This is a genomic window from Pseudomonas sp. Z8(2022) (assembly GCF_025837155.1).
In the GTDB taxonomy this organism is placed as follows: Bacteria; Pseudomonadota; Gammaproteobacteria; order Pseudomonadales; family Pseudomonadaceae; genus Aquipseudomonas.
The window spans coordinates 1212214-1232157 of the sequence record NZ_CP107549.1; the positions used below are offsets into that span (position 1 = coordinate 1212214).

Here is a 19944-nt window from a genome sequence, read left to right on the forward strand (position 1 = left end):
AGAAGGTTCCGGGAAAACTGGGGTGAAAAGGCGTGATTCGCTATCGTCCTGCTACTAGTATCGGTTCAATAGCATTAAAGCTTTAGCCGGGGAGATGGCAAGATGCCTTTAGTTGCGCAGTTGGTGTTGGGGGCCGGCGTTGACGGTCAGTCTGTGGGGCAGCCGCTGCGGCTGGCCAACCGTCATGGTCTGATTGCCGGTGCTACCGGCACGGGCAAGACCGTTACGTTGCAGCGTCTGGTGGAGAGCTTCAGCGATGCCGGCGTCGCGGTATTCGCCGCTGACGTCAAGGGTGATCTGTCCGGACTGGGCGCCGCCGGTGCACCGCAGGGCAAGATTGCCGAGCGTATCGCCAGCATGCCATGGCTGAATCATCAGCCACAGGCCTACCCGGTGACGCTGTGGGACGTGCATGGTCAGAGCGGGCATCCTTTGCGCACCACGCTCAGCGAGATGGGCCCGCTGCTGCTCGGCGCTCTGCTGGAGCTGACCGACAGCCAGCAGGCGGCGCTCTATGCGGCTTTCAAGGTAGCTGATCGCGAGGGGCTGCTACTGCTCGACCTGAAGGACCTGAAGGCGCTGCTCGGTTACCTCAAGGATAATCCGCAGGTGCTCGGAGATGATGCCGCACTGTTTACCAGCACTTCCGCACAGGCCTTGCTGCGTCGTCTGGCAGGTCTCGAGCAGCAGGGCGCGGAAGCGCTATTCGGCGAGCCTGCATTGCAGCTCGAAGACCTGCTGCACCCGGATCGCGACGGCCGCGGGCGTGTGCATCTGCTGGATGCCTCGCGTCTGGTGCATGAATCTCCCAAGGTATATGCAACCTTTCTGCTCTGGCTGCTGGCCGAGCTGTTCGAGCAGTTGCCGGAGCGTGGCGATGCCGACAAACCAGTGCTGGCGCTGTTCTTCGACGAGGCCCATCTACTCTTTCAGGGCACACCGAAGGCGTTGCAGGAGCGCCTGGAGCAGGTGGTGCGGTTGATTCGCTCCAAGGGTGTCGGGGTGTATTTCGTTACCCAGTCGCCGGGCGACCTGCCGGATGATGTCCTGGCTCAGCTGGGGTTGCGCATCCAGCACGGCCTGCGCGCCTTCACCGCCAAGGAGCAGAAGGCCCTGCGCGCGGTGGCCGACGGTTTTCGCCCGAACCCGGCATTCAATACGCTCAGCGTGCTGACGGAGCTGGGCATAGGCGAAGCGTTGGTCGGAACCCTGGAGGAAAAGGGCACGCCGGCGATGGTTCAGCGTGTGGCCATTGCCCCACCGCAGTCGCGTGTTGGACCTCTTGCCGACCTCGAGCGTGCGGCACTGGTGCGCCAGTCGCCGCTGGCGGGGCGCTACGACAAGCCTGTTGATCGTGAGTCGGCCTATGAACTGCTCACTGCCCGTGCGGCTCAGGCCTCCGTTGAAGCTCCGGCGAAGCCGAGCGCGAAGACCAAGGCCGCTGCCCAGGAGCAGGGGCTGGGGCAGATGGCGGGTGATTTAATCGGCGGCGCTATGAAAAGCGCTTTGCGTCAGGCCGCCAACCAGCTTGGCCGGCAACTGGTGCGGGGACTGATGGGGTCGCTGATGGGGAGCAAGAAGCGTTAGAACCCGCCGACTGCAGCTGCGGTGGGCGCAGCTGCAGTGCCTTGCACTATTGCTCGGCGGTCGCTTCCTGTTGCTTCTGACGTTCTTTCTCGATCTTCTCGATTTCTTTTTCGAAGGCCTGGTCGAGCAGGCTGGGTTTCTTGCGCCAGGGTTTGCGGTCAGGGTCCGGCTGAGCGGCGTAGGTAATGACTTCTCCGCCGTAAACATCCTTGTAACGCTGCGCCTGGCGCTCGAGTTCGGCGCGCAGTTCGTCTTTCGTCACGTGTTTTACCTGTATGTTGTGACCGACCCACACGACACGTGAAACGCCTGGTTTCACTGCAGCGGTCAGGAATCGATCAGGGTGCTTTGCTTGGCAAGCGGACGGTTATGCAAAGTTTGCGCTTTGCATCGTCTACTTTTTCTTCGCTACTTATCTATCTGTAAGTTTTTTGCGAGAAAAGTTGCATTGTGCAACTGGCGATCATTATCTCCAACGTCCTCTGAAAGTCCAGCAGTCAGTCTGCCAGTGCCTGATAGTGCAAGCTGAAACTCAGTTGGCAGCTTTGTCCGGGAGCCAGTAACTGCAGACCTGGACGCTGTGGCAGATGATGTGCATTGACCGGGTGAGTCACGGGCTCGAAGCAGAAGAAGTTCTGCTCTTGCGGGCAGAACAACAGAAATACATCACAACCCTGGGCAGTGCAGACGAGTTGATAACCGGCGTCCTGTTGAATGATGCGGGCTTCGCCGGGCCATTGGGTGAAGGCATTGTCGACAAGTTGCTGCGGCAATAATGTTGGCTCGTCGAAGTTCCAGGCCTGGGGGCGTGCTACCCACTGACGGGAAAGTTTGTCTTCGCCACATAACCAGACGCCCTCGGCTTTCGCCTGTATCCGAGTGTGTGCATTGCGTGGCAGATAGGGATGCAGGCCGAGTCCATACCAGCTGGGCTGTTCGCCAAGATGGGTGGCCTGTAACGTCAGGCGCAGGCAGCCATCTGCGAGTTGGACATGCAGAGTGGCGCGGTAGGGGAACGGCGACTGGCTATCGAGTTGCAGGCTGGCGCTGTCGGATGTCACGGCGACTACCTGCCAGGGCTGTTGCCAGGCGGTGCCGTGAATCGGCAGCGGCTCATGGTCGGTATTGGCGCTCAGCGACTGCCAGCCGTCAGGCGTCTCGAAGCCGCCGCTACCGATCCGATTGGACCAGGGCAGCAATGGGTAGCAGGCAAGACGCCTGGGGTTGGCGGCGGTCAGCGCCTGTTCGTCGCTGTAACGAAGCAGCGGCCGGCCATCACTCAGGCGATTCCAGTTGACCAGACTTGCCCCCAGTTCCGGGGCCAGGGTCAGTTGTGTCAGGCTATCGCTCAGGGTCAGCAGAGTCGTAGGCATTTGGCGTTCCTGGCTGGCTGTAAATGTCGCGATTCATAGTGTCATCGTACAACTGCTGGGCTATCATTACGGCAAAGCCTCAAGTCGAGAAATCGTCCACCATGGAAACGCAGAACGCTCAACCCCGTGCTCGTCGCAAGCACCGCAGCCTGGCCCAGGAACTGGTGGCCGAGTTGTCGCAACGCATTCGCGACGGGCATATCAAGCGCGGTGAGAAGCTGCCGACGGAGTCGGCGATCATGGAAGAACAAGGCGTCAGCCGTACCGTGGTGCGCGAGGCCTTGTCGCGTTTGCAGGCCGCCGGCCTGGTGGAGACCCGTCACGGCATCGGCACCTTCGTGCTGGATACGCCCAGTGCCAGTGGTTTTCGCATCGACCCAGCGACCATCGTCACCTTGCGCGACGTCCTGGCCATTCTTGAGCTGCGCATCAGCCTCGAGGTGGAGTCTGCCGGAATGGCGGCCGCGCGCCGCAGCGATGCGCAACTGAAGGCCATTCGTGAAGCGCTGGATGCCATCAATGAAAGCGCCGCGCACGCCAGCGATGCTGTCTCCTCGGATTTTCAGTTCCATCTGCGCATCGCCGAGGCCACGGGCAATCGCTACTTCACCGATATCCTCAGCCATCTGGGTACCAGCATCATCCCGCGTACCCGGGTCAATTCCGCCGGCCTGGTGCGTGACGATCAGACTCACTACATGGCGCGTCTGGAGCGCGAGCACGAGCAGATCTTCGAAGCCATCGCGCGTCAGGACGCCGAAGCTGCGCGGGCGGCGATGCGTCTGCACCTGACCAACAGTCGCGAGCGCCTGCGCCAGGCGCACGAAGCGGCCGAGGCCGAAGCGCTGCACGGCTGAAAACGGATGAATTCTCTCGGCGGCCCTTGGCCGCCGAGTTCGTTTCTGCCGTGAGAAAAAGCGGGGGCGCATGACGCTCTCTAACGGCGATAGGCGAGAGCGACGATGCCGCCTACCACGATCAGGCCGCCGATCACCTGCAGAACCCCCAGTACCTGGCCCAGGATCATCCAGCCCAGGACCATGCCAGCCACCGGTTCCATGTTCATCACCGGTGCGTTGCGCGCGATGTTCAGACGCGGCATGCAGATGAACAGGGTGGAGAAGGCCGCGCCATAGAGCAGTACCAGGCAGGCCAGTGCGATCCAGCCGGCGCTGGCGTTGGGCAGGCTCAAACCACCGGGAATCAGGCCACTGGCTCCGAGCAGGGTGGAGGCACTGAACACCACGGCCAATGTCAGCATGCTGCGTACCGAACCGGCGAGGCTGGAGAGGCGATGCTCGGTCACCCACAGGGCGACAGCGAAAACGCCGGCAGCTGTCAGGCTGAACAGAATTCCCGCGATCCATTCGCCGTCCAGCACGGCGTTTCCCGTCAGGCGTCCCGGAACGTCGAGCACCAGTACCAGACCGAACAGGATGACGCCCATTATGCCCAGCGCCTGGCGCGTCGGTGCCGGGCCACCCAGCACCCAGGTGAGCAATGCCAGGAGGATCGGCGAAAGGTTCACCACCAGCAACGCCAGCGCCACTGGAATGCGCGCCACGGCCGAGTAGATGCAGAAACTCTGGATGGCGATCAGCAGGCCCAGAAGAATCTGCCAGCCCCAGGTCGCCGGCCCCAGTTTCAACGACTCGCGTCGCCACAGCACCAGCGCGACCAGCACCAGCAGGGTCACGCCAGCACGCGCGAGCATCGCCAGGAGCAGCCCCGTGTCGTGGTCGAAGGCGATCCGCGCGGCGATATGGTTGCCGGCGAACGAGCAGGCCAGCGACGCGAGGATCAGAACGGCGATGTGACGGGGAAATGGGGTGGAACCTTGCATGACTCAAATCCTGTCTTGTCATGGCCTGCAATCAGGCCCTAAAGCAAAACGCCGCCCGATGGGCGGCGTTTCGTTCACTGCCCGGGTTTGCTGTCAGAGCACCACGCTCGGCAGCCACAGCGAGATGGCGGGGATGTAGGTGACGGCCATCAGCACGGCGAACAGCGCGAGGTAGAACGGCAGCAGGGCCTTCACGGTGCTCTCGATGCTTACCTTGCCGATGGCGGCACCGACGAAGAGTACCGCACCGACCGGTGGCGTGATCAGACCGATACCCAGATTGACCAGCATGATCATGCCGAAATGCACCGGGTCGACGCCAAACGAGGTCACCACCGGCAGCAGGATCGGGGTCAGGATCAGGATCAGCGGCGCCATGTCCATCAGCGTGCCGAGGGCCAGCAGCATGAAGTTCACGCACATCAGGATCACGTAGCGGTTGTCCGAGAAGGTCAGGAACGCGGTGGTGATCTTCGACGGAATCTGCATCAGGGTCATGATGTAGCCGAAGCTGGCGGCGAAGGCGATCAGGATCATCACGATCGACAGCGTGCGCACCGTGCGATGCAGCATCTTCGGCAGCTCACTCCACTTGTAGTCGCGGTAGATGAACATGGTCACGAAGAAGGCCCAGACCACGGCAACGGCCGCCGACTCGGTGGCGGTGAACACGCCGCTGAGGATGCCGCCGAGGATGATGACCATGGTCATCAGGCCCCACAGTGCTTCGGCGCAGATCTTCAGCGCCTGGCGCAGCGGAATCACTTCACCTTTCGGGTAGTTGCGTTTCTTGGCGAACCATAGGCACAGCGCCGCCATGGTGAAGCTCAGCAGCAGGCCAGGACCGATGCCGGCGACGAACAGCGCGGCGATGGACACCGTACCGCCAGCGGCCAGTGAGTAGATCACCGAGTTGTGGCTGGGCGGGGTGAGCAGCGCCTGTACCGAGCCGGAGACGGTGACCGCGGTGGAAAACTCGCGCGGGTAGCCTTTCTTTTCCATTTCCGGGATCAGCACCGAACCGACCGAGGCGGTGTCGGCCAGGGAGGAGCCGGAGATGGCGCCGAAGAAGGTCGAGGCGGTGATGTTGACCAGCGACAGGCCGCCGCGGACGAAGCCCACCAGTACCCCGGCGAATGCCACCAGGCGCCGAGCCATACCGCCTTCGGCCATGATCGCGCCGGCCAGGACGAAGAACGGAATGGCCAGCAGGGAGAATTTGTTCACGCCGCCGGCGATCTGGATCATCACGGCGTGCAGCGGGATGTCGATGTACCAGGCGCCGATCAGGGTGGCCAGGCCAAGGGCATAGGCGACCGGGACGCGCAGCAGGATCAGGGCAATGAAGCTGCCCAGCAGAATGGCGGCATCCATTACACGGACTCCTTGGAATCTTCGCAGTTCTCGTAATCGACGACGCGACGCTTGTGCTGGTCGCCGTAGAGCAGTTGTTCGATGACGAACAGCAGGGTGATCAGGCCGCCCAGGGGAATTGGTGCGTAGCTGATACCGACGCGCATCCAGGTCAGCGTGCTGAGGTACTGATTCCAGGTGGCGACGCAAAGCTTGTAGCCCCAGATCAGCATGAACAGGGCGATGGCGCCCATGGCCAGGCGTACGAACAGGGTGAGGAAGGGTTGAGCGACTTCGGGAAGACGATCGCTCAGCACCTGTACGGCCATGTGCGCACCGGCGCGGTAGCTGGCTGCGGCGCCGACGAAGGTGAACAGCACCATCAGCAGGATGGCGATGGGTTCGGGCCAGCCCAGGCCCTGACCGAGTGTGTAACGGCTGAACACGCCCCAGGGGATGATCAGGGCCATGATCACGATGGCCAGGCTGGCGGTCGCGATACAGGCACGGTAGATGACGTCGTTGACGCCCAGAACCAGGTTTTTCATGAGACTTCACCGGTGGCGCGGCGCGGGCAGGGTTGCCGGCGCCGCGCGCTTGCGCGTGGATTACTGAACGGCTTCGATGCGCTTGATCAGATCGGCGAACTGCGCGCCGTACTTCTCACGTACCGGGGCGGTAGCGTCGTAGAATGGCTTGGTGTCGACTTCGATGAACTCGACGCCTTCAGCCTTGAGCTTCTCGTCGCTGGCCTTTTCCTTGGCAACCCACAGGTCGCGCTCTTCCAGCTGGGCCTCTTTGGCCAGCTTCTTGACCAGCTCCTGTTGCTCCGGAGTCAGCTTGTTCCAGGTGGTCTTGGACATCAGCAGCGGCTCGGGGAGGATCAGGTGGTGGGTCTGGGTGTAGTACTTGGCCGCACGGAAGTGGTTGTGCTCGAGCAGGGTCGGCGAGTTGTTCTCGGCGCCGTCGATCACGCCGCTTTGCAGGGCGCTGAAAATCTCACCGGTGTCCATGGCGATGCCATTGGCGCCCATGGCGTTGAGGGTGTCGATGAACAGCGGGTTGCCGATCACGCGGATCTTCATGCCCTTGAGGTCTTCCAGCTTGCGTACCGGCTTCTTGGTGTAGAGGCTGCGGCTACCGGCTTCCATCCAGGCCAGACCGACCATGTTGAAGTCGGAGTTGGTGATGGCGTCGAGGATTTCCTGACCGATTTCGCCGTCGACCACCTTGCGCATGTGTTCGATATCGCGGAACACGAAGGGCATGTTGAAGACGTTGGTGGCAGGCACCACCGGGCCAACCGAGCCGAGGCTGACACGGGTCAGCTGGACGGCGCCGATCTGGGTCTGTTCGATCACTTCCTTCTCGGAACCCAGCACACCGCCTGCGAACATGCGGGACTTGATTTCACCATTGGTGGCGGCTTCCAGTTTCTTGCCGAGGTTCTCCATGGCCACCACGGTCGGGTAGCCGGCAGGGTGGATTTCGGCAATCTTCAGGGTCGTCTCGGCCTGTACGAAGGAAGACAGACCGAGCGCTAAAGGAAGTGTGGCGAGAAGCAACTTGCGTTTGAGGTTCATGCGGAAAGCTCCGTCTTGTTGTTGTTGGTGAACAGCAGTGCAGTCCGGTGCCGCGAGCAGCCCGGGGTGAATCGGATCAGGGTTTGAAGGCAGGCTCCTCGATACCGCATACGCCCGCCTGTAGGGCGAAAACGCCGCCGGCCAGTGGCTGGTCGGAGAGGTCGCCGCCGGGGCGGATCGAGGTGACGAACAGGGTGTCCAGATTGGCGCCGCCGAAAGCGCACATGGCGGGCTTTTTCACGGGAACCGCCAGCGAACGGTCGAGGCGGCCATCCGGGGTGAAGCGATGGATCAGGCCTGCGTCGTTGCCGCAGATCCAGTAGCAGCCGTCGACATCCATCGCGGCGCCGTCGGGGCGGCCTGGATGCTGCTTCATGTCGATGAACAGACGACGGTTGTGCGGCGTACCGCTGTCGGTGTCGTAGTCGAAGGCCCAGACGCTCTGCACGGTCGGGTGCGAGTCGGAGAGGTACAGGGTGCGGCCATCGGGGCTGAAGGCCAGGCCGTTGGGCACGATGAAGTCATCGAGTACCTGTTGCAGCTGGCCGTCGTAGCGATACAGCGCCCCGACGCGTGCGCCCTGGGCCATGTCCAGCAGCATGGTGCCGGCCCAGAAACGGCCCTGACGGTCGCAGCGGCCATCGTTGAAGCGCATTTCCGGGCGGGCATGTTCGACGGTTGCCAGGCGTTCGGCCTGTACCTTGCCGTCGTCCTGCAGGCGCAGGTGGAAGATGCCGCTCTGCATGCCGGCGATCCAGCCGCCAGCCGGATGCATGGCGATGCAGGCGAGCATTTCCTCGGCCTGCCAGCTCTGTGTCTGGCCGCTGGCTGCAGACCAGCGATACAGGCGTCCGGCAGGTATGTCGGCCCAGTACAGGGCCTGTTCGGCTGTATGCCAGACCGGGCTTTCACCCGTGGCGTTGCGCGCATCGACAATCAGTTCGGCTGTCATGGCTGGGACGCTCTGTTTGTTGTTATGGCTGGGCGGTGTTGCGCTGTTTCAGTCGTCGCCGAACGGGCCAGCGGCCACGAAGGCGCCGCCCTGGTAAATACGGGCAGGGTCGTCAGCCGCCGGCATCGGCTGCGCTTCGACCTTGTCGCGAAACACTTCCGAGCTGTCCTTGGGCTGGAAGCCCAGGTGCGCGGCGTGGCTGTTGTCCCACCACAGGTCGCGGTTGTTCGACATGCCATAGACCACGGTGTGGCCTACGTTCGGGACGTAGAGGCAGCGTTCGAGCAGATGGGTGAGGTCGTCGTAGCTCAGCCAGGTGCTCATCATGCGGCGGTTGGCCGGCTCGGGGAACGACGAGCCGATGCGGATGCTGACGGTCTCGATGCCATAGCGATCGAAATAGAAGCTGGCCATATCCTCGCCGTAGGACTTGGACAGGCCGTAGTAGCCATCCGGGCGGCGCAGACAATTGGCGTCGAGGTGCTGGTCCTGCTTGTAGAAGCCGATGACGTGGTTGGAGCTGGCGAACACCACGCGCTTCACGCCATGACGGCGGGCCGCCTCGTAGATATGGAACACGCCACAGATGTTGGCACCGAGGATTTCTTCAAAGGGCCGCTCGACCGAGACGCCACCGAAGTGCAGGATGGCGTCGACGCCTTCGACCAGTTGATGCACTGCGGCCTTGTCTGCCAGGTCGCAGCGCACCACCTCTTCATGGGGGCCGGCAGCAGGGGCCATTTCGCCGATGTCGGACAAGCGCAGGATGTTCGCGTAGGGGCGCAGGCGTTCGCGCAGTACCTTGCCCAGTCCGCCGGCGGCGCCGGTCAGCAGCAAGCGATTGAAGGGGCGCAGTTCGCTGGAGTTCGTGGTCATGGCGGGGCCTGGACTCTTGTTGCTTGTTGTTATTGGTTGTCATACGTTGTCGTATGACTTGGATCGATTATCAGCACCAACCTGATCAATGTCAACGTGACGGAAAGGGAAAATTGAGGCGTACGCTTCGTCCGTCGCCTGGGCCAGCCGGATGCTCTCAGCCCAATCGGGAGCCGAGGCAGATTTGCAATGGATGGCTCTATCACGGTGCTTTATCGTGCTCGTGCGAAATATTGCGGAGGCGCGCAGATGGGATCGGGCGCATGGCGGGGCATAATCATTCCTTCGCCTTTGACTAAAGTTGTATGACAACGTATCTCGATGATGCCGTGTATAACAGTGGCTCAAGCGGGATGGAGGCATGACATGGGCAGAAAACCTGCCGGTATTCGCAGCAGTGCGGCACCGACTCTGATCGATGTCGCCAGGGTGGCAGGGGTGTCGCCAATCACCGTATCGCGCGCGCTCGGCCGTCCCGAGGTGGTGAGCGATGGGACCCGCAAGCGTGTGCTGGAGGCAGTGAGGGCCACGGGGTATGTGCCCAACCTCGCCGCGGGCTCCCTGGCATCCAGTCGCAGCCGGCTGGTGGCAATCTTTCTGCCGACCATCGCCAACTCGATCTTTGCCGACACCGTGCAGGCACTGACCGACCGCCTGGCCGGCGCCGGCTATCAGACCCTGCTGGGCCTGACCGGCTATAGCCCGGAGCAGGAGGAGGCCCTGCTCGAGGCGGTGCTGGGGCGGCGCCCGGACGGCATCGTGCTGACGGGAACCGAGCACACCCAGGCGAGCCGTGAACGCCTGGCGCGGGTCGGCATCCCCTTGGTCGAGGCCTGGGATTTGTGCGAGGACCCGATGGACATGCTCGTCGGCTTTTCGCACGAGGCGGTCGGCCAGGCGGTGGCGCGCTATCTGCTCGACAAGGGGTATCGTCGGGTGTCGGTGGTGAGCATTGATGACCCGCGTGGTCTGCGCCGTTATCGCAGCCTGGTGGCGGCGCTGCAGGGGCGCATCGCTGCGCCGGTGGCGGGGCAGATTCTGCCGGTGCCGGCGACGCTCGCGACTGGTCGCGAGGGCCTGGCGCGTCTGCTGCAGGAAGGCGCTGCCGGCGAGGTGGTGGTGTGCAGTTCCGATACGGTGGCGCAGGGGGTGATGGCCGAGGCGCTGAGCCGCGGCCTGCGCATCCCCGAGGATCTGGCGGTGCTGGGGTTCGGCGATCTTTCCAGTGCGGCGCACACCCATCCGCCGCTTTCTACCGTGCGGGTGGACGGGGCACGTATCGGCTGCGCCATCGCCGAAGCGCTGCTGGCGCGCATTGCCGAGCCGGCGGCCGCGCGTCAGCCGCTGCGGCTGGATGTCGGCTTCGAGCTGATCGAGCGCGCCAGCGCCTGAGACCGGCACGCCCGGTTCAGGCCAGGCGCAGGTGGTTGTCCCACAGGCCGGCCGGTAGCTGCAGGGCATCGGTGACGATACGCGCGCTGCGGCAATCGTACAGGCGGCAACGTCCCTGGCCCGAGGTGACGACGAAGCCGTCGACTACTGCACCGACACCTGCGCAGTCGGGTAGCGGCACGTCGAGGCGCACTTCGGCACTGTCCAGATCCCAGATGAAGAAGCGGTTGCCGCGCGGTGCGGTCATCGCCAGCAGGCGCAGTTCGTCATGGATGGCCACGCTGGCGGTGTACTGGTTCATCGCTGCGCGCTGCGCCTCGTCCAGGGCGAAAGGCTGATACGGCTGGCCGGGGCGCTTGATCGCCAGCAGCGGTACGGCGTCGTGCATGTCGCCCATGTACTGCTGGCCGCTGACCACGGTACCGTCGCGGGCCACCGCAAGATGACGAATGCTGTTCTGCTGCTCGGCCAGGTACTCCTTGCTGACCAGGCTGCCGTCGCGCTGCATCAGCACCAGGCTGGCTTCCATGGCATCGAGATTCATCTCGACGCGGCTTTCCGCTTCGGTGCGGATGCCGCCGTTGGCTACCACCAGGGTTTCGCCATCAGGCATCCACAGCAACTGGTGCGGGCCGATGCCATGGGTGCTGTGCTCGTCGCTGCGCTGCAGGCGTTCGCCGACCAGATGGTAGACACCGAGCACGCCGCGACCGGGTTCGGTGGTGTCGTTCTCGGTGGCGTACAGCCAGTCGCCGCCCTTGTGGAACACCGCATGGCCGTTGAAGTGGCGACCCGCCGGGGATTCGAGCGTTTGCAGCAGGCGGCCGTCGCGGGTGTCGATCAGGTAGCTTTCGGTGCTCGGGCGGCGGCCGACGAACAGTGCCAGCGGCAGGGCCGGGTGCGGCACCACATCGTGGCAGCGTTCGTTCACCGTTGTGGCAAAGGCACGCTGGCCGTCGAGGCGATAGCCGACCGCATAGTGCCTGCCATCGGCATCGTCTCGAGCCGACAGCAGCAGCGGTTGCCCGGAGGGGCCGAACAGCGTCCAGCCGCCGAATGCACCGGCAGCCGCCAGGCTGGCCGCTGCGGCGCCGAGACCGAGAAAGGTTCTGCGTTGCATCCGTCAGTCCCCGTCGTGGGCGTTGAAGCCGATCTGCACCCCGAGGGCCTTGGCCAGCTCGCTTTCCTGCAGGCGGTGCAGGCGGTTGAGGCTGTCGTACAGTTCGTTGAGCTGTTTGCGGCCGTCTTCGCTGGTCAGCAGTTCGGTCAGCGGCAGGTCGAAGGCGGCCAGGCGCTGGCGTGTATCGAGGTAGGCAGCGTCGATGCGTTGCACCAGCTCGGCCTGATCGCTGCCCAGCAGCGATTGCAGGCCGTCCTTGTTGTTGCCCTGCCAGAGCAGCTCGGCGCTGGCCAGTGCCGAGGCGAGGTTGGCCAGGCTGGCGCTGCTGCGCCAGGATTCGGCCTGGTAGGGCTGCGGAATGCCCTTGGTCTGTCGGCCGAGCGGCGCACCGAGCTTTTTCTTCATGCCGTCGATGCCGCTGACTTGAACGCGCAGCAGTTCCGCCACCGCTTCATTGGAGTCGGCGTAGCGCTCATTGGGGAACTGCTTGAGCTGCGCGGCCATGCCGCTCTTGTCCGTCTGCCATTGCGCCACGATGTCGGCGGCCAGGGCCTGCTGATGCTGGCCGATGGCCTGCAGCAACGGGCAGTAGCGGGCTTTCTGTTCATCCTGGGTCAGGTCGATGTCGGGGTCGAACAGTACGTACTCGGAGGCGGTCAGCCCCTGCACCACGACGCTGGCGCTGGCCAGGTCGGCCTGGGACAGTTGTGGCTTGCTCTTGAGCAGCGCCTCGACCTGGCGCTGCACCAGGTTCTTCTTGTCCGGCCAGAACTGCACCTGCCAGGCGCGGTTGCCCTCGGCCAGCGGGCCGAGCATCAGCGGCTGCAGCGCCGACCAGGCGCTCATTGCACCGAGAAAGGCCTGGCGCGCGGCGGGCAGATCGGCGCTGTCGGCGCAGAAGGCGGCAGCACGTTCGGCCAGTTGGCGATCGGCTTCCTGCCAGCTGGTGTAGGCCGGCAGCAATACGCCGTCGGTGAGTGCACCGGTGACCTTGGCGGTCTGATCCTGCTGGCCGCAGCCGACCAGGGCCAGGCCGAGCAGGGAGGCGATCAGGCTCTTGTGCAACATCTCGGGCTCCTTAAAGGGAATTGAGGAAGGCGAGCAGTGCGGCTCGCTCGTCGGCATCGAATTTCAGCACCTGCTGCTTGGCCGCTTCGGCTTCGCCGCCGTGCCAGAGTATGGCTTCCAGCAGATTGCGTGCGCGACCGTCATGCAGGAACTGGGTATGGCCGTTGACGGCCTGGGTCAGGCCGATGCCCCACAACGGTGGGGTGCGCCACTCGCTGCCGCTGGCGAGAAACTCCTCGCGGCCATCGGCCAGGCCTTCGCCCATGTCGTGCAGAAGCAGGTCGGTGTAGGGGCGGATCAACTGACTGGCCAGCTCCGGCTCGGCAGCGTCGGCCGAGGTGGTGAAGCTGGGGGTATGGCATTTCTGACAGCCGGCCTGATGGAACAGTCCCTTGCCCTTGAGCACTTCGGGGGCGTCGACGTTACGCCTCGCCGGCACGCCGAGGTTGCGGCTGTAGAACAGCACGCTGGCGAGGATGTTGTCGCTGACCTCCGGTTCGCCGCCATGGGGCACGGCCTGGCAGTCGGTTTGCGCGGCGGTGCAGTTGTCGTGTGGGAACAGGGTGGTGGTCAGGCCCATGTCATTGGCGAAGGCGTCGGCATTCTGCTGATTGAGGGTAGGCTGACCGGCTTTCCAGCCGAAACGACCGAGTACGCTGCGCTGCTGCTGGCGGTCCCAGACGATGTTGGGGCGCCCGGAGATGCCGTCACCATCGGCGTCATCCGGGTCGGCTGCGGCGAGGATGTCCTGTTCGGCGATGGCTTCGAGCAGGCCGAGGCCGATCATCGGCGGAGCGATACGGGTGGAGAACCGGGTCTCCGGATGCAGTTCGCCGTAACCGAGCTGGGTGATCTCCAGTTGCGGTTTGCGCAGCTCCACCAGCGTGCCGTCGGCGAAACGCACCGGCACACTGCTGTAGTTCACCCGCACCTTGCCTTCCGGGGCCACGCCGGGGTTGGCCATGTCCTGCAACTGAGTGCCGTAGGTGGGCTCGGCGACCACGCCCTGGCGTTGCAGCAACTCGGCATGCTCGGCCGCAGCAGGGATGGACAGACGTACCAGCATGGAGGCTGCGCTGAATGCACCCGGCTCGGGCGGGTGGCCGCGCCCGTCCTTGAGGTGGCAGTTCTGACAGGCGTTGGTGTTGAACAGCGGACCCAGGCCGTCACGTGCAGTGGTGGAGGCGGGCGCTGGCACCCAAGGATTGCGGAAGAAGCTGTTGCCGACGGAGAAGTCCAGACGCCGGCTAGGCGCCAGGTTGGCCGAGGGCTGGGAAAAGGCGTTGTGGTCGTACTTGCGTACCGTGGCGGCGCCAGCGGACAGGGCTTCGCCGGGTTCTGCCGCCGTGAACCTGGGTTGCTGATCGCAGGCGATCAGGATCAGGGACAGAAAGGGCAGCAGGCAGCGCTGGAACGGCGACATCGAGGAACTATCCGGGTGAGCAGGAAAACAGGGCTCCAAGGGTATCAGGCTGGCGTAATTTAAATAAGATCAATTAGCGTTATCTGAATGTGGCCAGAGGTCGCGGCAGGGCTTTGAAGGATACGAAGGGTGTATCGCCGGACATTGCGGTGGCCCGAGACTGCAACTGTGCGAGACGGAGCGCTAAGAGGTGTCCGGCCTGCGCTGCCATGTGACAACGAAACGGCCCCGCCAGTTGGCGGGGCCGTGATTTCCTGCAGATTCGCTCGGTTGCAGAGGGTAGCTCAGTGGCTGGGCTGCGGCCTCAATCCACCTTGAAATGGCTCACCAGCTGCTGCTGCTGGTCGGCCAGACGCGCCAGTTCGCGGCTGGTTACCGCAGTCTGCTCGGCGGCGGCGCTGACCTGGATGACCAGGTCGTTGATTTCGTTGACGTTGCGGTTGATCTCCTCGGACACCAGGCTCTGTTCCTCGGCAGCCGACGCCACCTGGATGTTGCGATCACTGATGCTGGCAATGCCGTCGGCGATTTCCACCAGCAGCTCGCCAGCTCTGACCACGTTGTTGGCGCCGGTCTGCGCCTTGTCCAGAGTTTCCTGCATGGAGCTGGCGGCGCGGTCGGAGCCGCTCTGCAGGTTGCTGATCATCTGCTGGATGCTGACGGTGGAGTCCTGGGTCTTCTGCGCCAGCTGACGCACTTCGTCGGCGACCACGGCGAAGCCGCGACCCTGCTCGCCGGCGCGTGCGGCCTCGATGGCGGCATTCAGGGCCAGCAGGTTGGTTTGTTCGGCAACGCCACGAATCACGTCGAGCACCGAGGAAATGGCGTCGCTCTCGCGCTTGAGGTCGATGATGATGCCGGCGGTCTGTTCGGCCTGTGTCGACAGGGCCTGAACAAGGCGTACAGTATTCTCGATTTCTGTCTTGCCCTGCACCGTGCTGTCGTTGACCCGGCGTGACATCTCCGCGGCTTCGGTGGTGCTGCGCGCGACATCGCGCACGGTCGCGCTCATTTCGTTGATGGCGGTGGCCACCTGATCCGTGCCCTGGCGCTGCTGCGCCACATTCTGGCTGGTCTGCAGAGCCACGGCCGAGGCCTCCTCGGCTGCGGTGGCGACCTGTGCCGCCGCGCCGCCGATTTCCTGGATCACTTCCTTGATCTGCTGGGCCATGTTGTCGAGGTTGCGTGCGATCACGCCGAACTCGTCGCCGCCTTCATAGTGGGTGTGAGCGGTCAGATCACGTTTGGCCAGGGCGACCAGGGTGTCGTTGACGTCGCTGACCGCCGATCTGATGTTGCCGATGATCAGCAGCGACAGTACCACCACGGCGGACAGCACGCCGAGCATGACGGCGATGGTCAGCCACAGGCTGCCGGTCGCCTCGTCATGCGCCTGCGTCGCCAGGTTGGCCACGTTCTGGCTCAGTTCGGTCTCCACCTCGCCCATCAGGTCGATACGGATGGTGGAAATCCTGAACCAGTCCTCGGCCGTTATGCCCAGCGGCTCACCGAGCGGTTTTTCGAAGGCCAGGCGTTGCAGGCGCGCCACCTCCTGCGAATCCGGCTGTTGCAGTACGTTGTCCAGCTTGCTGCGGAAACTGCTCGAGGCGCGACGCTGGAAGCCGTCCAGATAGGCCGAGAACTCGCCCAGGTTACGGCTGAAGCGCGACAGCAGGTCGGCATCGAAATGGTCCTGATTGAAGGTCAGGCTGAGCAGGACGCGTTCCCGCCCTGCGCGCTCCTTCATTTCCACGAACTGGTTGAGGGCGGCAAGCGCTCGCAGGATCTGCGGATCGTCGACGCTCGCCTCGAGGGAATGGGTGTAGCCGATCAGGGTGTTGATCAGGCTGGTGTAGCGGGAGCCCGATTCGGTGCTGCTCAGTGACAGGGCATCGACCTGCGGCCGCACTACGTTGAGTTCGTCGAGTGCACGCAGGGTTTCGTCCATGCCGGTAGAACCTTGTGCCTGTGCGCGCAGGTTGCTCGCCGCAAGGTCGGTGCCGCGGCGGAACTCGGCCAGTTTGTCCCCCATGTTTTTGCCGCTACTGCCGATGAATACGCCGCTGGCGCCACGTTCACGCTGCAGGGCGGTGATCACTGCGCTGATCTTTTGTGCCGCGCCGCTGGCGGTCACGGTGCGATTCATTTCGGTCAGTGTCTGGTACTTGCCGGTGACATAGACACCGGAAAAAGCCAGGAAACCGAGTAGTGGAAAGATCAATATGAGCAGTAGTTTCACGCTCAGCGGGGCATTCTTCAGCATCTATGCAAGGCCTCATCGTCTTGGATTGGATAGTTGGCAGACGAAGTTACGACGATTGCATCAGCTCTCCGGCCGATGTCTGAACAGGCTGTGAGGGATCTCGTGTCCCTCTGCTGGTGCGGTGTTGTTGTTGTGCTTCGTTGTATCGCTGCTCGGGGTGTTTCACGGACCTTGCCTGCTGTCCTGCTCAAGGCTGCGGCCGGAAACGACGGAACATACCTAGGGCATCGTATGCCCTGGGCTTTTCTTTAATGAAAGTGTCCGGTTGTACAGGTCGTTCGTCGCGATCCTGATTACGGAGTCAGGTTAAACGAGAATATTCACAGGTCTTTGATCTGTAGCAATATAGCGCTTTGCCATTATGCGCCGTTCGTCGCCGGGTGGATATTTTCTCCAGGGATTCGTTACGAACTACAAAGGCCGATCTGAGGTTTTGTCGCTGTTGCGTGCCTGCCGATCGCCGGTGGCGAGCAGCCCTGATCTGGAAGGAGCGCAGAGCTGTTTCCTGGATGGCGCCGGCTGATAGCGCATGAGTGGTGCGGTGCACATCGGTGGAGCGGAAGGTGGAGCGCGCCGCTGAGCAAGAATGTTCAAGACCTGCCTGGGCCTCTTGGTTAAGCTCGCCTGCCCAAGGAGGTTCCATGTCCCGTCATCACGAATTCACTCAGGGCGCCCGCGACATGCTGCCGATGCTGCTCGGCGCCATTCCCTTCGGCATCATCTTCGGCAGCCTGGCCGGGGCGGCCAGGCTCGATCCCTGGCAAACGCTGGGCATGTCTGCTCTGGTATTCGCCGGTTCCGCGCAGTTCATCGCCATCAGCCTGCTGGCGGGGGGCGCCGGTATCGCCGTGGTGCTGCTGACCACATTTGTGGTCAATCTGCGCCATGCCCTGTACAGCGCCAGCATGCAGCCCCATGTGCGCCACCTGCCCAAGCGCTGGCGCGTGCCACTGGCCTTCGGTCTGACCGACGAGGCCTATGCGGTGGTGGTGCAGCGTTATGCGCGGGGCGACAAGGGCACCTATCGCCATTGGTACTTCCTCGGCGCGGCACTGGCCATGTACTGCAACTGGCAACTGTGCACGCTGATCGGTGTGCTGTTCGGCCAGGCGGTGCCGAACATCGGCGCGTGGGGGCTGGACTTCGCCATGCTGGCGACCTTCATCGGCATCGTCGTGCCGATGCTGCGCAATCAGCCGCAGGTGGCCGCCGCTCTGGTCGCAGGTGCCGTGGCACTGGTCTGTCACGGCTTGCCCTACAAGCTCGGCCTGATGGCCGCTGCTGCCAGCGGCATCGTCGTCGGCGTGTGGTTGGAGCGGCGCAAGCCGGTACTGCAGGAGGAACTGGTCTGATGGATATCTGGTTGCTGATCCTAGGCATGCTGGCGATCACTTTCGTCACCCGCTACAGCCTGTTCGCCTTCCCCGACCTGCGTTTCCCGCCGCTGGTACGACAGGGGCTGCACTACGTGCCGACTGCCGTGCTCACCGCTATCGTGGTGCCCGGCATGTTGCTGCCGGACGGTCAGCACTGGGCGCTGGCCTGGAATAACGCCTACCTGCTGGCGGGCGTCGCCGCCATCGCCATCGCGGCGCTTTCGCGGCATCTGCTGGCGACCATTGGTGGCGGGTTGCTGGTGTTTTTCCTGTTGCGCTGGGCGTTCGGCCAGTTGCCCATCTGACGCGCCTTTCAGACCAGCGTGCTGACCTTCAGCTCGCGCTGGCTCAGGCGCAGGTATTGTTCGTTGGCATTGAGTAAAAGGGCCTGGTCGTCGACGCTCAGGTCTTCCTGGGCATGGCCTTGTGCCTGGCTGCGGTAGAGGTTTTCCCCGGGGCGGCGGCGCAGGCACTGGTAACGCTGCCGGCGCGGTTCCACCTTGAAGCTGAGCAGGTCGATGAAGGCGATCTGCATCTCGTCGCTCTGTCCGGTTTCCAGCGCGCTGCGCTGCAGCAGCGGGGTATGGGTGAAGGGCGAGGCGGAGAGCATGACATGTTGGCAGTTCTGCAGCTCGGGACGTAGCTCGCCGTTGAGCAGCCAGTTGCCACGAAGGTCACGCTGCAGGCTGAGGCTGCGTTGCCCCTGATTGTCGACCTTGAGCCAGAGACGACGGAAGCGCCAGCGCTCGTCGCAATCGATCAGGTAGTTGGCAACGATGCTGTTGCCCCTGATGACCTGCATGAGGTGGCTGGTGGCGTGGATGCCGTTGGCATCCTGGCTCAAAACCAGCGTTTCCACGCCGGGGGTGTGCCTGGGTTTCCATACCAAGGTCTGCTGCATCGCTCGACTCCGTGCCGGATGCGAAACAGGAGGGAAGGGCGGCTGCGCGCAGAACACGTTCCCTCGTGTTCAATGAGTTTTCGGCGCGCAGCATAAAGCGATATGCAATGTGATGTCTGTCAGCTTTTGCCGACAAGTGAGCAGGTTTTTGCGCTACAGATTCAGGCTTTGGGTTTGAGTGGTTGCTGCTCGAACTTTACCCCTTCCAGACCATGAACCATCAGTGCGCGGATATTGCCGTGGTCACTGCCCTGCGGGGTGGCCAGTACGCTGCGGTAGTGTTCGCCGAAGGCACGCAGCGCTTCCTCCTTGCTCAGGCCTTCCAGCAGTGCCAGGCCCAGGGTCTTGCAGGAGCCCTCGTTGTGCCCGGCGGCGTTTTCCACGTCGCCATTGCGGAAGGCGCTGGGTTGATAGTCATAGTGCTCGGCAACGAAGGCCAGGGTTTCACTGAAGGCGTAATCGTCCTGCTGCAGACGGCTGCGCAGTTCGGTTAGAGCGGTCATTCATGCTTTCCTTTTACAAAGGCGGCTTTCTGTTCGGCCGATGCTTCTTTCTGGTACCTGGCCTTCCAGTCGGCATAGGGCATGCCGTACACGGTTTCGCGGGCCTGGTCGGCGCTGACTTCGACGCCGAGGTCATCGGCGGCTGCCTTGTACCATTTCGACAGGCAGTTGCGGCAGAAGCCGGCCAGGTTCATCAGGTCGATGTTCTGCACGTCGGGCCGGGTGCGCAGGTGCTGGACCAGGGCGCGAAAGGTTGCGGCTTCCAGTTCGAGACGTTCTTGCTCGGTCATGGTGGGCTCTCCGGGGATGATGGCGGCGATGATAAGAGCCT

General features: G+C 63.3%; 20 protein-coding genes and 1 pseudogene. 5 read left to right on the plus strand and 16 right to left on the minus strand.

Features of this window, described 5'->3' with window-relative positions; all coding sequences use genetic code 11:
* The first annotated feature begins 102 nt into the window (after nucleotides 1–102).
* The gene (locus OEG79_RS05750; RefSeq protein ID WP_264147838.1) at nucleotides 103–1587 is read left to right on the plus strand and encodes a DUF853 domain-containing protein; all 1485 of its coding nucleotides are present in this window, start codon (nucleotides 103–105) and stop codon (nucleotides 1585–1587) included.
* Nucleotides 1588–1633: 46 nt separating this feature from the next.
* On the opposite strand, the gene OEG79_RS05755 is transcribed toward OEG79_RS05750, so the two are convergent.
* Together OEG79_RS05755 and OEG79_RS05760 are read right to left on the minus strand one after the other, a co-directional pair.
* A complete protein-coding gene (locus OEG79_RS05755) occupies nucleotides 1634–1849 on the minus strand; it encodes a hypothetical protein (protein WP_264147839.1) in 216 nt (71 codons plus the stop codon).
* A gap of 235 nt (nucleotides 1850–2084) precedes the next feature.
* A complete protein-coding gene (locus OEG79_RS05760; RefSeq protein ID WP_264147840.1) occupies nucleotides 2085–2960 on the minus strand; it encodes an aldose 1-epimerase in 876 nt (291 codons plus the stop codon).
* Nucleotides 2961–3061: 101 nt separating this feature from the next.
* On the opposite strand from OEG79_RS05760, the gene OEG79_RS05765 reads away from it, so the two are divergent.
* Nucleotides 3062–3817: a FadR/GntR family transcriptional regulator gene (locus tag OEG79_RS05765; RefSeq protein WP_264147841.1), complete on the plus strand. Its 756-nt coding sequence runs from the start codon at nucleotides 3062–3064 to the stop codon at nucleotides 3815–3817.
* Nucleotides 3818–3897: 80 nt separating this feature from the next.
* Here the strand turns inward: OEG79_RS05765 and OEG79_RS05770 are convergent, their stop codons facing one another.
* The 6 genes from OEG79_RS05770 to OEG79_RS05795 form a co-directional block, all read right to left on the minus strand.
* Nucleotides 3898–4803, minus strand: a complete 906-nt coding sequence (locus OEG79_RS05770) for an EamA family transporter (protein ID WP_264147842.1) — start codon at nucleotides 4801–4803, stop codon at nucleotides 3898–3900.
* Between the two features lie 93 nt (nucleotides 4804–4896).
* Entirely contained in the window at nucleotides 4897–6177 is a 1281-nt protein-coding gene (locus OEG79_RS05775) for a TRAP transporter large permease (RefSeq protein WP_017362750.1), read from the minus strand.
* A complete protein-coding gene (locus tag OEG79_RS05780) occupies nucleotides 6177–6704 on the minus strand; it encodes a TRAP transporter small permease (RefSeq protein WP_264147843.1) in 528 nt (175 codons plus the stop codon). Before OEG79_RS05780 ends, OEG79_RS05775 begins: the two co-directional genes overlap by 1 nt.
* Before the next feature lie 60 nt (nucleotides 6705–6764).
* Nucleotides 6765–7739 (minus strand): TRAP transporter substrate-binding protein, encoded by a 975-nt coding sequence (locus OEG79_RS05785; protein WP_264147844.1) that lies wholly within the window; start codon nucleotides 7737–7739, stop codon nucleotides 6765–6767.
* Between the two features lie 76 nt (nucleotides 7740–7815).
* On the minus strand, nucleotides 7816–8691 hold the full coding sequence (locus tag OEG79_RS05790; protein ID WP_264147845.1) for an SMP-30/gluconolactonase/LRE family protein: 876 nt from the start codon (nucleotides 8689–8691) through the stop codon (nucleotides 7816–7818).
* A 48-nt stretch (nucleotides 8692–8739) separates the two neighbouring features.
* Nucleotides 8740–9567 carry an NAD-dependent epimerase/dehydratase family protein gene (locus OEG79_RS05795; protein WP_264147846.1) on the minus strand — a complete coding sequence of 276 codons (828 nt, stop codon included), beginning with the start codon at nucleotides 9565–9567 and terminating at the stop codon, nucleotides 8740–8742.
* Between the two features lie 366 nt (nucleotides 9568–9933).
* Here OEG79_RS05795 and OEG79_RS05800 point away from each other — a divergent pair, with 366 nt between their 5' ends.
* Nucleotides 9934–10959: a LacI family DNA-binding transcriptional regulator gene (locus tag OEG79_RS05800; RefSeq protein ID WP_264147847.1), complete on the plus strand. Its 1026-nt coding sequence runs from the start codon at nucleotides 9934–9936 to the stop codon at nucleotides 10957–10959.
* A gap of 16 nt (nucleotides 10960–10975) precedes the next feature.
* Here OEG79_RS05800 and OEG79_RS05805 read toward each other — a convergent pair whose 3' ends face one another.
* The 5 genes and pseudogenes from OEG79_RS05805 to OEG79_RS21250 all read right to left on the minus strand — a co-directional run.
* Complete coding sequence (locus OEG79_RS05805) at nucleotides 10976–12079, minus strand: DUF1513 domain-containing protein (RefSeq protein WP_264147848.1); 1104 nt, start codon at nucleotides 12077–12079, stop codon at nucleotides 10976–10978.
* Nucleotides 12080–12082: 3 nt separating this feature from the next.
* Nucleotides 12083–13147 (minus strand): imelysin family protein, encoded by a 1065-nt coding sequence (locus tag OEG79_RS05810; protein ID WP_264147849.1) that lies wholly within the window; start codon nucleotides 13145–13147, stop codon nucleotides 12083–12085.
* Nucleotides 13148–13157: 10 nt separating this feature from the next.
* Nucleotides 13158–14570 (minus strand): di-heme oxidoredictase family protein, encoded by a 1413-nt coding sequence (locus tag OEG79_RS05815; RefSeq protein ID WP_264147850.1) that lies wholly within the window; start codon nucleotides 14568–14570, stop codon nucleotides 13158–13160.
* Between the two features lie 304 nt (nucleotides 14571–14874).
* Nucleotides 14875–15741, minus strand: a complete 867-nt coding sequence (locus OEG79_RS21245; RefSeq protein WP_413247538.1) for a methyl-accepting chemotaxis protein — start codon at nucleotides 15739–15741, stop codon at nucleotides 14875–14877.
* 42 nt (nucleotides 15742–15783) lie between these two features.
* A pseudogene (locus OEG79_RS21250) lies at nucleotides 15784–16833 on the minus strand (nitrate- and nitrite sensing domain-containing protein); the annotation flags it as partial.
* Between the two features lie 641 nt (nucleotides 16834–17474).
* Here OEG79_RS21250 and OEG79_RS05825 point away from each other — a divergent pair.
* Together OEG79_RS05825 and OEG79_RS05830 are read left to right on the plus strand one after the other, a co-directional pair.
* Nucleotides 17475–18185 carry an AzlC family ABC transporter permease gene (locus OEG79_RS05825; RefSeq protein WP_264147852.1) on the plus strand — a complete coding sequence of 237 codons (711 nt, stop codon included), beginning with the start codon at nucleotides 17475–17477 and terminating at the stop codon, nucleotides 18183–18185.
* Nucleotides 18185–18514 carry an AzlD domain-containing protein gene (locus OEG79_RS05830; protein WP_264147853.1) on the plus strand — a complete coding sequence of 110 codons (330 nt, stop codon included), beginning with the start codon at nucleotides 18185–18187 and terminating at the stop codon, nucleotides 18512–18514. The genes OEG79_RS05825 and OEG79_RS05830 overlap by 1 nt, the downstream gene beginning before the upstream one ends.
* A gap of 8 nt (nucleotides 18515–18522) precedes the next feature.
* Here OEG79_RS05830 and OEG79_RS05835 read toward each other — a convergent pair whose 3' ends face one another.
* From OEG79_RS05835 to OEG79_RS05845, 3 genes are all read right to left on the minus strand, one after another.
* Nucleotides 18523–19110, minus strand: a complete 588-nt coding sequence (locus OEG79_RS05835) for a putative glycolipid-binding domain-containing protein (protein WP_264147854.1) — start codon at nucleotides 19108–19110, stop codon at nucleotides 18523–18525.
* Nucleotides 19111–19271: 161 nt separating this feature from the next.
* Entirely contained in the window at nucleotides 19272–19613 is a 342-nt protein-coding gene (locus tag OEG79_RS05840) for a HopJ type III effector protein (protein ID WP_264147855.1), read from the minus strand.
* The gene (locus tag OEG79_RS05845; protein WP_264147856.1) at nucleotides 19610–19903 is read right to left on the minus strand and encodes a DUF1244 domain-containing protein; all 294 of its coding nucleotides are present in this window, start codon (nucleotides 19901–19903) and stop codon (nucleotides 19610–19612) included. Before OEG79_RS05845 ends, OEG79_RS05840 begins: the two co-directional genes overlap by 4 nt.
* Between the last annotated feature and the right edge of the window lie 41 nt (nucleotides 19904–19944).

Coding starts and splice junctions, on each gene's coding strand:
- OEG79_RS05770 (WP_264147842.1), bottom strand. CDS start 4,803: ATGCAAGGTTCCACCCCATTTCCCCGTCACATCGCCGTTCTGATCCTC.
- OEG79_RS05750 (WP_264147838.1), top strand. CDS start 103: ATGCCTTTAGTTGCGCAGTTGGTGTTGGGGGCCGGCGTTGACGGTCAG.
- OEG79_RS05780 (WP_264147843.1), bottom strand. CDS start 6,704: ATGAAAAACCTGGTTCTGGGCGTCAACGACGTCATCTACCGTGCCTGT.
- OEG79_RS05815 (WP_264147850.1), bottom strand. CDS start 14,570: ATGTCGCCGTTCCAGCGCTGCCTGCTGCCCTTTCTGTCCCTGATCCTG.
- OEG79_RS05800 (WP_264147847.1), top strand. CDS start 9,934: ATGGGCAGAAAACCTGCCGGTATTCGCAGCAGTGCGGCACCGACTCTG.
- OEG79_RS05785 (WP_264147844.1), bottom strand. CDS start 7,739: ATGAACCTCAAACGCAAGTTGCTTCTCGCCACACTTCCTTTAGCGCTC.
- OEG79_RS05830 (WP_264147853.1), top strand. CDS start 18,185: ATGGATATCTGGTTGCTGATCCTAGGCATGCTGGCGATCACTTTCGTC.
- OEG79_RS05845 (WP_264147856.1), bottom strand. CDS start 19,903: ATGACCGAGCAAGAACGTCTCGAACTGGAAGCCGCAACCTTTCGCGCC.
- OEG79_RS05805 (WP_264147848.1), bottom strand. CDS start 12,079: ATGCAACGCAGAACCTTTCTCGGTCTCGGCGCCGCAGCGGCCAGCCTG.
- OEG79_RS05825 (WP_264147852.1), top strand. CDS start 17,475: ATGTCCCGTCATCACGAATTCACTCAGGGCGCCCGCGACATGCTGCCG.
- OEG79_RS05810 (WP_264147849.1), bottom strand. CDS start 13,147: ATGTTGCACAAGAGCCTGATCGCCTCCCTGCTCGGCCTGGCCCTGGTC.
- OEG79_RS05790 (WP_264147845.1), bottom strand. CDS start 8,691: ATGACAGCCGAACTGATTGTCGATGCGCGCAACGCCACGGGTGAAAGC.
- OEG79_RS05795 (WP_264147846.1), bottom strand. CDS start 9,567: ATGACCACGAACTCCAGCGAACTGCGCCCCTTCAATCGCTTGCTGCTG.
- OEG79_RS21245 (WP_413247538.1), bottom strand. CDS start 15,741: ATGGCCCAGCAGATCAAGGAAGTGATCCAGGAAATCGGCGGCGCGGCG.
- OEG79_RS05835 (WP_264147854.1), bottom strand. CDS start 19,110: ATGCAGCAGACCTTGGTATGGAAACCCAGGCACACCCCCGGCGTGGAA.
- OEG79_RS05765 (WP_264147841.1), top strand. CDS start 3,062: ATGGAAACGCAGAACGCTCAACCCCGTGCTCGTCGCAAGCACCGCAGC.
- OEG79_RS05840 (WP_264147855.1), bottom strand. CDS start 19,613: ATGACCGCTCTAACCGAACTGCGCAGCCGTCTGCAGCAGGACGATTAC.
- OEG79_RS05775 (WP_017362750.1), bottom strand. CDS start 6,177: ATGGATGCCGCCATTCTGCTGGGCAGCTTCATTGCCCTGATCCTGCTG.
- OEG79_RS05760 (WP_264147840.1), bottom strand. CDS start 2,960: ATGCCTACGACTCTGCTGACCCTGAGCGATAGCCTGACACAACTGACC.